Raw genomic sequence first — 14,395 nt, forward strand, 5'->3', positions numbered from 1 at the left:
AAGGGCCGGGGTGTTCCTGTGGATAACCGACCGGCGCCCGGCGCCCTTACGGGTTCCGTACGTCTGGAGGCTGATATGGATACAGCCGCCTGGTCTGACGCTCACCGCGAGCCGCGCCACTACCGTCGACCTGTGACTGTGATCGCGACAGAAAGCCTGAGCAAGCGGTTCCCCCGGGTAACCGCGCTTGACCGGCTCTCCTTGGACATCGGACCGGGTGTGACCGGTCTGGTGGGTGCCAACGGGGCCGGCAAGTCCACCATGATCAAGATCCTGCTGGGTCTGTCCCCCGCCACGGAAGGCCGGGCCACGGTGCTCGGGCTCGATGTCGCCACCAGCGGCGGCGCCATCCGCGAGCGCGTCGGATACATGCCCGAGCACGACTGCCTGCCGCCTGACGTCTCGGCCACCGAGTTCGTCGTCCACATGGCGCGCATGTCCGGACTTCCACCGACCGCGGCCCGCGAGCGGACCGCCGACACGCTGCGCCATGTCGGCCTGTACGAGGAGCGCTACCGCCCCATCGGGGGCTACTCCACGGGCATGAAGCAGCGCGTCAAGCTCGCGCAGGCGCTGGTCCACGACCCCCAGCTGGTCCTCCTCGACGAGCCGACCAACGGTCTCGACCCGGTCGGCCGCGACGAGATGCTCGGCCTCATCCGGCGCGTCCACACCGACTTCGGCATCTCCGTCCTGGTCACCTCGCACCTCCTGGGCGAGCTCGAACGCACCTGTGACCATGTCGTCGTCATCGACGGCGGAACGCTTCTGCGCTCCAGCTCCACCAGCGACTTCACGCAGAGCACCACCACCCTCGCGGTCGAGGTCACCGACACGGACGCGCACCCCGACGGCACGCGGTCCCTGCGCGAGGCCCTCATCGCCGCCGGACTCACCCTCCACGCGGGCATGGAGGAAGGGCTGCCAGGCGCGGGCCACATCCTGCTGATCGAGGCCCAGGGCGAGGAGACGTACGACGTCGTCCGCGACACCGTCGCCGGCCTCGGCCTGGGGCTCGTACGGATGGAGCAGCGCCGCCACCACATAGCGGAGGTCTTCCGCCCGCAGCCGTCCGCCGAAGGGGCCCGGCCGGGCCAGGGCGCCGACGACGCGGAGTACGCACTGCAGAAGGGAGGCGCCCGCGATGAGCACTGAGACCGAGGCCGGTACCGGGGCAGGCGCCGGAGCCACCCGGATCCACAACATCGGGTACCGCAACTACGACGGGCCGCGGCTCGGCCGCGCCTACGCCCGGCGCTCCCTCTACTCGCAGTCCCTGCGCGGCGCGTACGGACTCGGCCGCTCGGCCAAGTCCAAGGTCCTGCCGATGATCCTCTTCGCGGTGATGTGCCTGCCCGCGGCGATCATCGTCGCGGTCGCCATCGCGACCAACCTCAAGACCCTGCCGCTGGACTACACGCGCTACGCGATCGTCACCCAGGCCGTCATCGGCCTCTATCTCGCGGCCCAGGCCCCGCAGTCCGTCTCGCGGGATCTGCGCTTCAAGACCGTGCCGCTGTACTTCTCCCGCCCGATCGAGCGGGTCGACTACGTCGTCGCGAAGTACGCGGCGATGGCCTCCGCGCTCTTCGTACTGACCGCGGCTCCGCTCGTGATCCTCTATGTGGGCTCTCTGCTGGCCAAGATGGACTTCGTCGACCAGACCAAGGGGTTCGGCCAGGGAGTGACCTCGGTCGCGCTGCTCTCGCTCCTCTTCGGCGGGATCGGTCTCGTCATGGCCGCGCTCACACCGCGCCGCGGCTTCGGTGTCGCCGCGGTCATCGCCACCCTGACCATCTCCTACGGCGCGGTCTCCACCATCCAGGCGATCGCCTGGCAGACGGACGCGCTCGGCGCCGTCAAGTGGCTCGGCCTCTTCTCGCCGATCACGCTCATCGACGGCGTACAGACCGCCTTCCTGGGCGCCACCTCCGCCTTCCCCGGCGAGGCGGGGCCCTCGGCCGGCGTGGGCGTGATCTATCTGCTCGTCGTACTCGCGCTCGTCCTCGGCTCGTACGCCGTTCTCATGCGCCGTTACCGGAAGGTCGGGCTGTGACCACCATCAATATCGAGCACACCTCGCGCTGGTTCGGCAATGTGGTGGCCGTCAACGACGTCACGATGACGATCGGTCCGGGTGTCACCGGCCTGCTCGGCCCCAACGGCGCTGGCAAGTCCACCCTCATCAACATGATGGCCGGCTTCCTCGCCCCCTCCACGGGCACCGTCACCCTCGACGGGAAGCAGATCTGGCGCAACGAGTCCGTCTACCGGCAGATCGGCATCGTGCCGGAGCGGGAGTCCATGTACGACTTCCTCACCGGCCTCGACTTCGTCGTGGCAAACGCCGAACTGCACGGACTGGGCGCGAAAGCGGCCCGCGCGGCGCTCGCGACGGTCGAGATGGAGTACGCGCAGGACCGCAAGATCGCGACGTACAGCAAGGGCATGCGCCAGCGCGTGAAGATGGCGTCCGCGCTGGTGCACGACCCGTCGGTGCTGCTCCTGGACGAGCCGTTCAACGGGATGGACCCGCGCCAGCGGATGCAGCTGATGGATCTGCTGCGGCGTATGGGCGCCACGGGCCGGACAGTCCTGTTCTCCTCCCATATCCTGGAGGAGGTCGAGCAACTCGCCTCGCACATCGAGGTGATCGTGGCCGGCCGCCATGCCGCCTCCGGTGACTTCCGCAAGATCCGCCGCCTTATGACCGACCGGCCGCACCGTTATCTCGTACGGTCCAGCGACGACCGCGCGCTCGCCGCCGCGCTGATCGCCGACCCGTCGACGGCCGGTATCGAGGTCGACGTCGCCGAGGGCGCACTGCGCATCCAGGCGGTCGACTTCGGCCGCTTCACCGAACTGCTGCCGCGGGTCGCCCGCGAGCACTCCATCCGGCTGCTCGCGGTCTCGCCCTCGGACGAGTCCCTCGAATCGGTCTTCTCCTACCTCGTAGCGGCCTGAGCGGCCTGAAAGGAGCTGTGACGTCATGTACAACCCCACAGTCGCCCGGCTCACCTACCGGGCCCTGCTCGGCAGGCGCCGGGCCGCGATCCTCTTCGTACTGCCCGCGCTGCTGATCCTCATCGCGGCGGCCGTCCGCAGCTTCAACGGACTGGACGACCAGGTCGCGTCCGATGTACTGGGCGGCTTCGCCCTGGCCACGATGGTGCCGCTCATTGGCGTGATCGCGGGGACGGGCGCGATCGGGCCCGAGATCGACGACGGCTCGATCGTCTATCTGCTGTCCAAGCCGGTGAAACGGTCGACGATCATCTTCACCAAACTGATCGTGGCGATAGCCGTGACCATGGCGTTTTCCGCGATCCCCACCTTCATCGCCGGGTACATCCTGAACGGCAACGGCCAGCAGATCGCCGTCGCCTATACGGTCGCGGCGCTTGTCGCCTCGATCGCCTACAGCGCGCTGTTCCTGCTGCTCGGCACGGTCAGCCGGCACGCGGTGGTCATAGGACTGGTCTACGCGCTGGTCTGGGAAACCCTCTTCGGCAGCCTGGTGGCGGGCGCGCGCACGCTCAGCGTCCAGCAGTGGTCCCTGGCGCTCGCCCAGAAGATCGGCGACGGGACGACGATCACCTCGGACGTCGGACTGCCGCTCGCGGTGGTCCTGTTGGTCGGTGTCTCGGTGGTCGCGACCTGGTACGCGGGACAGAAACTGCGGACGCTGACGCTCGCGGGCGAGGAGTGAGCCGAAGGCTTCCGCCTGCCGCCACGTCCTCCGACGCGCGCCGTCGTTACGCCGCAACCCCTGCCCGATGGGTAGGGGTTGCGGCGTAACTGTACGCTTATCGGCTCGTTGTTCGGGGTGCGTGGAGGCAACTGGGATTCGTAGCGTCGAGCCTTTGTGAAACTGGGGATTGCCGGTGCCGGATCGAAAGCCGCACCGGTCATTGAGTGAGTAGCCACCGTGAGCCGACCTCCGCCCCTGAAGCCCGGGGACAGGGCCGACCATCATCGGTTCTACAAGGGGAAGGCATTTCCATGCCACCTGAAGGTGCTCTGCTCGAATCGCGCACGATGCGTGACAGCGTTGTGGGACGGGTCGAGGCGCTCGACAAGGTCAAGGCGCTGCGGCTGCTGCACGACGGCGTACACATCGCGACCGAGGGCGTCGCGCGCTACTTCGAAGTATCCACAGACGTCATCAGGCAGTTGACCGCGAGGCATCGCGCGGAACTGTCAGAGAACGGGATGCATGTGCTGCGGGGCTCTGACCTGCGGGAATATCAGAGTGACAAGATGTCACTCTCATCCGGGGGCGAGGGAAGTTATCCACAGAGGCGTTCCAGCCTCACGCTCTACACCCGCCGCGCCGTCCTCAACATCGCGATGCTTCTTCGCGACAGCGACATCGCGCGATGCGTCCGCACGTATCTTCTCGATGCCGAGCACGATCTGCGGAAGGGGTACGCGGACCTCGACCGGCGGGTCACCGACGTTGAGGCGTGCCTCGGTGGGGTCGGCGTCGCCCTGCGGGAGTTGGGGCCGGTCCTGAACCGGATGTCGTACCGGCTCGACAGTCTGGACCGGCGGCTCGACGCCACCAACCGGGTTGTCGCCGCCATCAGCAACCGGCTGTGCGAGATGTCCGCGGACATCCACCGCGTGGACGCCCGGGTGGACGATGTCGTTCATCAGCTGAGGGATCTGCGGCGCGGGCGTAAGCGCCGCTGATCCTTCTGTGCCGGCCCGCGTCCGTCCGAAGACATGCCATGGGCGGACGCGGGCCGTGCCGTGCCGAGCCGTGTCGCACATATTCGGTGGCGCCGAACCGCCAGGCCGGTCAGAGTAGTTGTGTCACGACACACCACAGACCGGGAGCGGAACGCGGCGATGACCGGGAGGCCGAGTCCGTCGAGTTCCCAGCGGGGCAGCAAAGCGTAGGCACCGGAGTACTCATCACCACTCCGCGCGGCCGCCGGCGCTGCCCAGGGGCGGCCGCTTCGAGCGCGCATCCGCGCGGGCCGCCCCTCCCCGGAGGATTGGCCGAGTGGTAAGGCAACGGCTTGCTGAGCCGCAGTCGGGTGCAAGCCCGCGCGCGTTCGATCCGCGCATCCTCCGCCGACGTCCCTGACCCTGGTCTTCCGGATCAGGCCCGGCTCTGGCTCAGCAGCTTCTCCAGCACCAGCGCGATGCCGTCGTCCTCGTTCGACGCCGTGACCTCGTCCGCCACGGCCTTCAGTTCCTCGTGCGCGTTGGCCATCGCCACGCCGTGCCGCGCCCAGCCGAACATCGGGATGTCATTCGGCATGTCGCCAAAGGCGATCGTGTCCGCCGCCTTGATGCCCAGCCGGCGCGCCGCCAGCGAGAGTCCGGTCGCCTTGCTCAGGCCCAGCGGCAGGATCTCCACGACACCGGGGCCCGCCATCACCACGTCCACGAGGCTGCCGACGGTCGCCCGCGCGGCCTGGGCCAGCGCGTCGTCGTCCAGCTCCGGATGCTGGATGTACACCTTGTTCAGCGGCGCCGACCACAGCTCCGCCGGATCGTCGACCAAAACGGCCGGAAGCGGGCCTTCCTGCACCCGGTAGCCGGGGCCGACCAGCACATCGCCGTCGAGTCCGTCCCGACTCGCGGCCAGCGCCAGCGGGCCGACCTCTCCCTCGATCTTGGCGAGCGCCAGCCCGGCCAGCTGACGGTCCAGCGTCAACGACGTCAGCAGCTTGTGCTCACCGGCGTGATAGACCTGCGCACCTTGGCCGCACACCGCGAGACCTTCGTATCCGAGGTCGTCCAGTATGTGCCGGGTCCACGGCACGGCACGTCCGGTGACGACGATGTGCGCGGCGCCCGCCGCGGTGACGGCGGCGAGCGCCTCGCGCGTACGCCCGGAGACCGTGCCGTCCTCACGCAGCAGCGTGCCGTCCAGATCGGTCGCGACCAGGCGGTACGGGAACGACGGCGCCGAAGAGGGCGCGGAGGACGGCGCGGGCACCGATCCGGGCACCGGTGCGGGCGCTGCCGAGGGGTCCGTGCTCACTTCGCGATCGGTTCCAGTACCTCACGGCCGCCCAGATACGGGCGGAGCACCTCGGGCACCCAGACCGAACCGTCCGGCTGCTGGTGGTTCTCCAGAAGCGCCACGATCGTGCGGGGGACGGCGCACAGCGTGCCGTTCAGCGTCGCCAGCGGCTTGACCTGCTTGCCGTCCCGCATCCGGACGGAGAGCCGACGGGCCTGGAAGCCGTCGCAGTTGGACGCCGAGGTCAGCTCGCGGTACTTGCCCTGGGTCGGGATCCACGCCTCGCAGTCGAACTTGCGCGACGCCGAGGAACCCAGATCGCCCGTGGCCACATCGATCACCTGGAAGGGCAGCCCGAGGCCGGTCAGCCACTGCTTCTCCCAGTCCAGCAGCCGCTGGTGCTCGGACTGCGCCTCGGCCGGGTCGACGTACGAGAACATCTCGACCTTGTCGAACTGGTGGACCCGGAAGATGCCCCGGGTGTCCTTGCCGTACGTCCCGGCCTCGCGGCGGAAGCACGGCGAGAAGCCCGCGTACCGCAGGGGCAGCTTGTCGGCCTCGATGATCTCGTCCATGTGGTACGCGGCGAGCGGCACCTCTGACGTACCGACCAGGTAGTAGTCGTCCTTCTCCAGGTGGTACACGTTCTCCGCGGCCTGGCCGAGGAAGCCCGTGCCCTCCATGGCGCGCGGGCGGACCAGCGCGGGCGTGAGCATCGGGATGAAGCCGGCCTCGGTGGCCTGCGCGATCGCCGCGTTGACGAGAGCGAGCTCCAGCAGCGCGCCGACCCCCGTCAGGTAGTAGAAGCGCGAGCCGGACACCTTGGCGCCCCGCTCGACGTCGATGGCGCCCAGCGCCTCGCCGAGCTCCAGGTGGTCCTTGGGCTCGAAGCCCTCCGCCGCGAAGTCACGGATCGTGCCGTGCGTCTCCAGGACGACGAAGTCCTCCTCGCCGCCCACCGGGACGTCGGGGTGGATGATGTTGCCGATCTGGAGGAGCAGCCGCTTGGCGTCCTCGTCGGCTTCGTGCTGCTCGGCGTCGGCGGCCTTGACGTCCGCCTTCAGCTGCTCCGCCTTCCTCAGAAGCTCCGCCTTCTCCTCCGGGGACGCCTTGGGGATCAGCTTGCCGAGCGCCTTCTGCTCGGAGCGCAGCTCATCGAAGCGCAGGCCGGACGACCGGCGCCGCTCATCGGCGGAGAGCAGGGCGTCGACGAGGGCGACGTCCTCTCCACGGGCGCGCTGGGAGGCGCGAACACGGTCGGGGTCCTCACGGAGCAGGCGAAGGTCAATCACCCCACCAGGCTACCGGTGCGCACTGACGCCGCCCCACCCGATATCAACAGGCGCGCCCCTTTGTCCTAATTGCCGGAATTGGTAAACCTGTCGGGAAAGCCCTCGCCGGCTGCTCGGTGTTCGTCAATAAAGGGGACGCAATTCCCCGGAACGAGGCATTCCGATGTTAGCGCCTTGACTCACTTCCCTTGTGGGGCACGGGACTTGGGTCGTGCGCGGGTGCGCGTTGTCCACAGAAATGCACAGGGCTCCGGAGTTATCCACAGGCTGTGTGGGAGATCTGTGGATCAGTGGAGTGGGCGCCTCAAAAGTCACGGCCGGTCCGGAGGATTTTCTCCCCAAACCCGCTTTGCGCACTCATTCGGGTGGGAATTGCTCGCTCTAACGAGTTGATCACGGGAATTGAGGTGACGCGGGGCTCCTCGGCATCCTGTGGACGGGTGGGGGGCGGCAGGAGCGATTTGTCGACTGTGTGGGCCGGTGTTGTCGACTTGTCCCCAGGGTGGGGGGTGAGCCTGTGGATAACTCTGCGATACATCCACAGGCTCCGCGGCCGGACCACAGGCCCCACAGGAACTCCGGGCCTCCGGGCCTCCGGGACAGGGCCTCGGCCTCAGGCGCGGCCGTCCTGGCTGCGCGCCAGCCAGTCCGACGCCTCGATGAACGCCGTATCCGAGGTTCCGGGCCGCAGCGGCGGCACATCGCTCGCGGACATCCCCGCCCGCGGGTACGAGCCGAGGAACCGCACCTTGGGGCAGATCCGCTTCAGCCCCATCAGCGCCTCGCCCACCCGCCGGTCCGAGATATGGCCCTCGGCGTCGACCGCGAAGCAGTAATTACCGATCCCCGCACCTGTCGGACGCGACTGGATCAGCATCAGGTTGACCCCGCGCACCGCGAACTCCTGGAGCAGTTCGAGCAGCGCGCCCGGGTGGTCGTCGCCCAGCCAGATGACCACCGACGTCTTGTCCGCACCTGTCGGCGCCGCCGGGCGGGCAGGCCGGCCCACCAGGACGAAGCGCGTCTCCGCGTTCTCCGCGTCATGGATCTCGGTGACCAGGGCCTCGAGTCCGTACGTCGCCGCCGCGAACTCACCGGCGAAGGCCGCGTCGAACCGGCCTTCCTGCACCAGCCGCGCCCCGTCCGCGTTCGACGCGGCGGATTCCCACACCGCGTCCGGCAGATGGCTCCGCAGCCAGTTCCTCACCTGCGGCTGGGCGACCGGATGACCGGTCACCGTCTTCACATCCGACAGCTTCGTCCCCGGCCGTACGAGCAGGGCGAAGGTGATCGGCAGCAGCACCTCGCGGTAGATCATCAGCGGCTCGCCGGAAGCGAGCTCGTCGAGGGTCGCGGTGACCCCGCCCTCCACCGAGTTCTCGATCGGCACCAGCGCGGCCGCGGCCTCTCCGTTCCGTACGGCATCGAGGGCCGCCGGTACGGACACCATGGGGACGAGTTCCCGCGTGGCGGATTCCGGGAGTGTACGGAGGGCCGCTTCCGTGAAGGTGCCCTCGGGGCCGAGATACGTGTAGCGCGTGGCCGACATACGGTCACCCTAGTGGGCCGACGGCTCTCGTGGGTCCGGCCGGGTAAACCCCCAGGTGGGGGGCGTGCGGGCTCAGGACTCCAGAAGCCGCTGACCCACGTACTCCCCCTCCCGCGCGCCCCCGGGCACCGCGAAGAGCCCGCTCGCCTCGTGGCGGATGAACGCCGACAGCGCGTCCCCCCGGTCGAGCTTGCGCTGTACCGGTACGAAGCCCTTGAGCGGATCGGCCTGCCAGCAGACGAAGAGGAGCCCCGCGTCCGGTGTCCCGTCCGGCGCGATTCCGTCGTGGAAGGAGAAGGGACGGCGCAGCATCGCGGCCCCGCCGTTGGCCTCCGGCGTCGAGATCCGGGCATGTGCGTTGCTGGGGATGACGGGCTTGCCGTCCGGTCCCCACCGGTCCAGGTCCGGTTCGGTCGTCTCCGTACCGCCCGTGAGCGGGGCCCCGTCCGACTTGCGTCGGCCGATGACCTGTTCCTGCTTCGCGAGCGAGAGCCCCTCCCAGTCGTCCAGGAGCATGCGGATACGCCGTACGACCGCGTAGGAGCCGCCCGCCATCCAGGACGGGGTGCCGGCCGCCGGGGCCGCCGGGACGAAGATCCGCCGGTCGAAGTCCGGCTCCGACGGCTTGGGGTTGCCGGTGCCGTCTATCTGGCCCATCAGATTCCGGCTGGTCATGGGGTGGGGGGTGGCGCCGGGGGAACGGTTGAAGCCGTTCATCTGCCAGCGCACGCGGGCCGCCGCGCCCGCGTCCTTCTGGAGCGCCCGCAGCGCGTGGAAGGCGACGAGCGCGTCGTTGGAGCCGATCTGGATCCAGAGATCGCCGTCGCTGCGTCCGGCGTCGAGATGGTCGGAGGAGAAGGCGGGCAGCGGGTCGAGGGCGGCCGGGCGCCGGGCGGCCAGGCCCGTGCGGTCGAAGAAGGTGCGGCCGAATCCGAAGGTCACGGTGAGGGAGGAGGGCCCGGCGTCCAGGGCGATACCGGTGTCGTGGCCGCCGTCCGCTCCCGTGGCTCCCGCACCGCCACCCGCGGCCGGTTCGCCGGCCATCAGTGTCCGTGCCGTCTCCGACCAGCGGCGCAGCAGCGCGGCGGCCTCCCGCCGCCCCGCGCCGGGGGCCAGGTCGAAGGCGATCAGATGACCACGGGCGTGCAGGGGGGTGGTGATGCCGGGCTGGTGCGCGCCGTGGAAGGGGACGGAGTCCGTGCCGACGCTGGTCAGTGCCGTCGCCGGCGCGGGACGGCTCGCCGCGTACGCGCCGGCTCCGCCGACCGCTCCGAGGGCGAGCCCGGTGGCGCCGGCGGCGCCCGCGGAGCCGAGCAGCCGCCGCCTGGAGACACCGGTGAGCGGGGCGCGCCCGGATCCGCCCTCGGAGGCCCCGTTCTCGGGGGTTCCGTCCTCGGGCTTCTCGCGGAGGGGCCGGGAGCGGCCGCCGTCGCGGCCGTTCCGGTTGTCGTGGTCCTGCCGGGTCGTCTCGCTCACGATGGGTCAGCCGATCTTCACGTTCTTGTCGACGGTCGTCTGGTCGATGTCGGAGGTACGAATGGTCAGCTGGAGCTGCCACTCGCCCGGCATCGGGATCTGCACGGCGTCCGCGCTCCAGTGTCCGGGAGCGAAGTGCTCGGGGACGATCGGCAGCGGACCGATCTTCTGGGCCGTGAGGGTGAAGGCGGCCTTCACCTCGGGCACGTCCAGCGGCTGCCCGTCCGGGCCGTCGACGTAGATGTGCATCGCGTTGGCGCCGGAGCGGCCGGGGTCGAGGGTGAGCCGTACGGTGCCCTTGCCGTTCTCGCCGCCGGTGTCGAAGGGCAGCGTGAGGTCGAGGGGGCCCTCGGTCGTGGGCGCGGTGGCGGCCGTGCCACCGGTCGCGCCGGCTTCCTGCTCGGCCGTACGGCCCGGCTCCGTGGAGGTCAGTACGGTCGTGACGGCGAGGAGCACCACGGCGACTCCGGCTTCGGCGAGTACGGAACGGCGTAGTCCGATGCGCCCCGGATCGGAATCGCGGATCCGCTTCTGGCGAGCAGTCGCCAGTGCCTGTTTCTGCCGTGCGAGCTGGGTAGCTCTCTCACTGTCACCAACGACGGTCGCAGCCGCGGCGGTCTTCATCCCCTCACCGGTCTCCGATCCTGTCGCGGCCTCGGCCTCGGCTTCTGCCCCGACCCCGGCGTCGGCTTCTGCCCGCTGCTCCAGCCGTCCCGTCCACCTCCGGGAGAACCAGGCGATCCCGACCAGCACGGCGACGAGCCCGACCTTGACCAGAAGGAGTTGCCCATATGACGTGCCCCAGAGCGCCGACCACGATCCGACCTGACGCCAGGACTGGTAGAGCCCGGTCGCGGCGAGTACGACGACGCTGACGAAGGCGACGCGCGAGAAGCGCCGCACCGCCGCGTTCTCGAGGGAGGGTGCCCGGTAGAGGGCGACCAGCAGCGCCGTGAGCCCGCCGAGCCAGCTCGCCACCGCCAGCAGATGCAGGACGTCCACCGGCATGGCGAGACCGGTCTGGATCCCGGTCGAGGCGTGCTCGGCGAGCGCCCACGTCCCGGCGATCCCGGCCGCGACGACCGCGCCGCCCACGGCGAGTCCGAAGGTGAGGTCCTTCCTCTCCTTGTTCTCCTCCTCGTCCTGGGGCGTCTCCCGCTTGGCGTACGCGCCGAAGAGGACGGCGACGAACAGGGCGGCGGCGCCGAGCAGCAGCAGCCGGGAGACGAGTGCCGCTCCGGTCTTGGTGGCCAGGACGTCCTGGAGTCCGCCGAGGTCGAAGGCGTCGCCCAGCTTGCCCGAGCCGGTGTACGGGCTGCGCAGGAGGAGCAGGACGAGCGTGGCGGCGGTGAGAGTGAGCCAGCCCTGCACGACGAGCCGTTGCAGGGGACGTACGGACGCGCCGCGCGGCCAGCAGCCGAGGATGAAGGCCGCGCCGCCGACGAGGAGGATGAAACCGGCGTACGAGATATAGCGCGCGATGTCGTAGAGGGTGCCGACGAGTCCCCCGCCCGCTTCCTCGCTGGGCACGGCGGCCGTGGTCTTCGAGGGCGCTCCGATGGAGAAGGTGAAGGCGCCGGAGATGGGATGGCTGTCGGCGGAGACGGCCTGCCAGGCGACGGTGTAGGTGCCGTCGGGCAGCCCCGCATGGAGGTCGATGCCGTAGGCGACGGTGCCGCCGCTGCTCAGATCGCGGATCTTCCCGGTGTCGGCGCGCTTGTTGTCCGGATCGAGCACACGGATCGAGTTGTCGCCCATGGCGATCTGTTCGGAGAAGGTGAGGCTGATGTCCTGGGGAGCGGTGGCGACCACCGCCCCGTCCTCGGGGGTGCTCCCGGTCAGTGCGGCATGCGCCGACGCCGTGCCGGAGAGCACGGTGAAGACGGTGCCGAGAAGCACCGTGGCAACGAGCAGTAGCCGCACGAGGGGTGCGGATCCGAAGCGCGGGGCGGTGGCTGTCATGGCGTGTCAGTCCCTCATCGCTGGGCCGGGTTGTAGTTGATCTCCTTCACGGGAAGCTCGACCTTGATGGGGTCGGCCTTCTCGAAGTGCAGTTCGATGCTGACCTTCTGGCCCTGCTTCGGCTGCTGTGTGAGCCCCATGAACATGATGTGGTTGCCACCACGCGCGAGGTTCAGTGCGCCGCCGGCCGGGATGTCGAAGGACTCCACCTTCCGCATTTTCTGGTTCTCGGTGCTGTGGATCGTGATGTCGTCGGAGATGTCGCTGGTGACGGAGGTGAGCTTGTCGGCGGCGCCACCGCTGTTGGTGACGACGAGGAAGCCCGCCGCGAGATCGCCGACGGGGCGCGGCATATAGCCCCCGCTGACCTTCAACCGGGGCGCGTTGCCCGGGGGGTTGGCGGAGGAGCCGGACGAAGAGCCGGAAGTGGACGAGGAAGAGGAGGAGGAAGCGGATGACGCCGAGGAGCAGCCCGCGAGCGCCAGCGCGGCGCTCAGGCCGACGGCGAGAGCGGGAAGCGTACGGCGGTTCACGGGTTCTCACCCTTGATGAGCTTCGGCAGGTCCTTGGCGTAGTCGTCCGAGGAGGCGTCCTCGCCGTAGAGGACATATCCGCCGTCGGTCTTCGGTGAGAACGCGATGACCTGCGCGCCGTGCATCGAGACGACGGTGCCGTCCTTCTCCTTCTTGGGCGCGTCGATGCCGATGCCGAGCTGACGCGCGCCCGCCTGGATGGTGGGGAAGTCGCCGGTGAGTCCGACGAAGGACGGATCGCCCGCGCTGGCCAGCCACTTGCCGAGTTCGGCGGAGGTGTCCCGCTCCGGGTCGGTGGTGACGAAGACGACCTGGAGCTTGTCCTGGTCGGCCTTGGGCAGCGATTTACGGGCGATGGCGATGTTGCTGATCGTCGTCGGGCAGACGTCCGGGCAGTTGGTGTAGCCGAAGTAGATGAGCGTCGGCTTGCCCTTGGTCGCCGCACGGAAGTCGTACGACTTCCCCTTGGTGTCCTTCAGGACGAGGTTCGGCTTCTTGAACGGTGTGTCGAGCACCGTCGCGGCCTCGGTCTTCGGCTGGGCGGAGATATCGGCGACGGGCTTCGTGGAGTCGTCACTGCCACCGCCGCAGGCGGTCAGGGTGAGTGCCAGGGCCGCGACGAGAGCGGCGGCGGAAGCCACCGTCTTCTTGCGGGAGGTCACTGTCTTCGTGCGCATGGGGGAAATTTCCTGGTCGTGGAGTACGGGCACCGGACACGCGGGCCGGGGTGTTCTCCGGCTCCGCGTGTCCCGGGCGCCTCGGTGCCTCGGGTGTGTGGTGCGCAGCGCCGTGGTGCGCGCTGCCGTGGTGTGTGAGGAGAGGAAGGAGGGAGCGCGTCAGGCTCGTCAGGCCGTACGGCGACGGCCGGCCAGCACGGCGAAGGTCACCCCGGCGATACCGACGAGGATGCCGATGAGGCCGAGGGCACGGGCGGTGGTGTCACTGGTGTCGGCGGAGGCGGTCTCGGCCTTCGCGTCGGCCGCGGCCTTGTCCTTCCCGGCCGAGGCGCCGTGCTCGTCGCCGGTGGCCGCCGTGAGTTTCAGCACGGGCGCGGGGCTCAGGGGCTCCGTCCCGTCCTCCTTGGGCTCCTCGATCCAGCGGACGATCTCCTTGTTGTCGTACGTCTGGATCGCCTTGAACACCAGCTGGTCGGCGTCTTCGGGGAGTTGTCCGACGGAGAGGGGGAACTGCTGGAACTGGCCCGGTCCGATCTTGCTGCCGTCCGCGGTCCAGGTGACCTTGGAGACCGCCTCGGTGATGGTGTTTCCGTGCATCTCCAGCGGCTTGGCGAGCTTGGTCCTGGCGACGTCGATCTTCCAGCCCGGTACGGGCTGCGGCAGCACGGACGCCAGCGGGTGGTCGTCCGGGAAGTTCACTTCGACCTTGGTGGTGGAGGCGTCGTCGCGCTCGTTGGGGACCTTGAAGTTGATCGTCGCGTAACCGCCCTTGGCGGCCTCGCCCTGCGGCTGCACGCTGACATGCGCGGCGGCGGGACCGGCCAGCAGCAGAAGGGCGGTCGCGGCGATACCGCCCGCGACGGAGACGCGGGTGACGTTCTTGGCTGAGAACACAGAACACTCCACGGTGCGAGAGAAAGAGA

The 14,395-nt window shown here is 69.3% G+C and carries 13 protein-coding genes and 1 tRNA gene; 6 read left to right on the forward strand and 8 right to left on the reverse strand.

Annotated features, from left to right (window positions below; translation table 11 throughout):
- Positions 1–138: 138 nt before the first annotated feature.
- The 6 genes from ACIOGX_RS13940 to ACIOGX_RS13965 all read left to right on the forward strand — a co-directional run bounded on the left by ACIOGX_RS13940 (position 139) and on the right by ACIOGX_RS13965 (position 5,082).
- On the forward strand, positions 139–1,155 hold the full coding sequence (locus tag ACIOGX_RS13940; protein WP_401913409.1) for an ABC transporter ATP-binding protein: 1,017 nt from the start codon (positions 139–141) through the stop codon (positions 1,153–1,155).
- The gene (locus tag ACIOGX_RS13945; RefSeq protein ID WP_356509018.1) at positions 1,145–2,056 is read left to right on the forward strand and encodes an ABC transporter permease; all 912 of its coding nucleotides are present in this window, start codon (positions 1,145–1,147) and stop codon (positions 2,054–2,056) included. Before ACIOGX_RS13940 ends, ACIOGX_RS13945 begins: the two co-directional genes overlap by 11 nt.
- Complete coding sequence (locus ACIOGX_RS13950) at positions 2,053–2,964, forward strand: ATP-binding cassette domain-containing protein (protein WP_356509020.1); 912 nt, start codon at positions 2,053–2,055, stop codon at positions 2,962–2,964. Before ACIOGX_RS13945 ends, ACIOGX_RS13950 begins: the two co-directional genes overlap by 4 nt.
- A gap of 25 nt (positions 2,965–2,989) precedes the next feature.
- Positions 2,990–3,709 (forward strand): ABC transporter permease subunit, encoded by a 720-nt coding sequence (locus ACIOGX_RS13955; RefSeq protein WP_356509022.1) that lies wholly within the window; start codon positions 2,990–2,992, stop codon positions 3,707–3,709.
- 293 nt (positions 3,710–4,002) lie between these two features.
- Positions 4,003–4,695 carry a hypothetical protein gene (locus tag ACIOGX_RS13960; RefSeq protein WP_129767345.1) on the forward strand — a complete coding sequence of 231 codons (693 nt, stop codon included), beginning with the start codon at positions 4,003–4,005 and terminating at the stop codon, positions 4,693–4,695.
- A 302-nt stretch (positions 4,696–4,997) separates the two neighbouring features.
- A tRNA-Ser gene (locus ACIOGX_RS13965) sits at positions 4,998–5,082 on the forward strand.
- A 28-nt stretch (positions 5,083–5,110) separates the two neighbouring features.
- Here ACIOGX_RS13965 and ACIOGX_RS13970 read toward each other — a convergent pair.
- The 8 genes from ACIOGX_RS13970 to ACIOGX_RS14005 form a co-directional block, all read right to left on the reverse strand.
- Complete coding sequence (locus ACIOGX_RS13970) at positions 5,111–5,956, reverse strand: HAD family hydrolase (RefSeq protein WP_356509415.1); 846 nt, start codon at positions 5,954–5,956, stop codon at positions 5,111–5,113.
- A gap of 41 nt (positions 5,957–5,997) precedes the next feature.
- Positions 5,998–7,275 carry a serine--tRNA ligase gene (serS, locus tag ACIOGX_RS13975; RefSeq protein ID WP_356509026.1) on the reverse strand — a complete coding sequence of 426 codons (1,278 nt, stop codon included), beginning with the start codon at positions 7,273–7,275 and terminating at the stop codon, positions 5,998–6,000.
- A gap of 613 nt (positions 7,276–7,888) precedes the next feature.
- Positions 7,889–8,824 (reverse strand): prephenate dehydratase, encoded by a 936-nt coding sequence (gene pheA / locus ACIOGX_RS13980; protein WP_356509028.1) that lies wholly within the window; start codon positions 8,822–8,824, stop codon positions 7,889–7,891.
- A gap of 72 nt (positions 8,825–8,896) precedes the next feature.
- Positions 8,897–10,141, reverse strand: coding sequence for an iron uptake transporter deferrochelatase/peroxidase subunit (efeB, locus tag ACIOGX_RS13985; RefSeq protein WP_401913412.1), 1,245 nt, complete (start codon positions 10,139–10,141; stop codon positions 8,897–8,899).
- 165 nt (positions 10,142–10,306) lie between these two features.
- Positions 10,307–12,262, reverse strand: a complete 1,956-nt coding sequence (locus tag ACIOGX_RS13990) for a copper resistance protein CopC (protein WP_401912926.1) — start codon at positions 12,260–12,262, stop codon at positions 10,307–10,309.
- A 14-nt stretch (positions 12,263–12,276) separates the two neighbouring features.
- The gene (locus tag ACIOGX_RS13995) at positions 12,277–12,795 is read right to left on the reverse strand and encodes a copper chaperone PCu(A)C (RefSeq protein WP_356509032.1); all 519 of its coding nucleotides are present in this window, start codon (positions 12,793–12,795) and stop codon (positions 12,277–12,279) included.
- Complete coding sequence (locus tag ACIOGX_RS14000; protein WP_384769030.1) at positions 12,792–13,472, reverse strand: SCO family protein; 681 nt, start codon at positions 13,470–13,472, stop codon at positions 12,792–12,794. The genes ACIOGX_RS13995 and ACIOGX_RS14000 overlap by 4 nt, the downstream gene beginning before the upstream one ends.
- Positions 13,473–13,640: 168 nt before the next feature.
- Positions 13,641–14,366 carry a YcnI family protein gene (locus ACIOGX_RS14005; protein ID WP_356509035.1) on the reverse strand — a complete coding sequence of 242 codons (726 nt, stop codon included), beginning with the start codon at positions 14,364–14,366 and terminating at the stop codon, positions 13,641–13,643.
- Positions 14,367–14,395: the final 29 nt, after the last annotated feature.

The sequence above is a fragment of the Streptomyces sp. NPDC088147 genome (assembly GCF_044741565.1).
Lineage (GTDB): Bacteria > Actinomycetota > Actinomycetes > Streptomycetales > Streptomycetaceae > Streptomyces.

What these genes read in the sequence shown, in the direction of transcription:
- ACIOGX_RS13945 (WP_356509018.1), top strand. Translation starts at nt 1,145, where the DNA reads ATGAGCACTGAGACCGAGGCCGGTACCGGGGCAGGCGCCGGAGCCACC.
- ACIOGX_RS13955 (WP_356509022.1), top strand. Translation starts at nt 2,990, where the DNA reads ATGTACAACCCCACAGTCGCCCGGCTCACCTACCGGGCCCTGCTCGGC.
- ACIOGX_RS13960 (WP_129767345.1), top strand. Translation starts at nt 4,003, where the DNA reads ATGCCACCTGAAGGTGCTCTGCTCGAATCGCGCACGATGCGTGACAGC.
- pheA (WP_356509028.1), bottom strand. Translation starts at nt 8,824, where the DNA reads ATGTCGGCCACGCGCTACACGTATCTCGGCCCCGAGGGCACCTTCACG.
- ACIOGX_RS13990 (WP_401912926.1), bottom strand. Translation starts at nt 12,262, where the DNA reads ATGACAGCCACCGCCCCGCGCTTCGGATCCGCACCCCTCGTGCGGCTA.
- ACIOGX_RS14000 (WP_384769030.1), bottom strand. Translation starts at nt 13,472, where the DNA reads ATGCGCACGAAGACAGTGACCTCCCGCAAGAAGACGGTGGCTTCCGCC.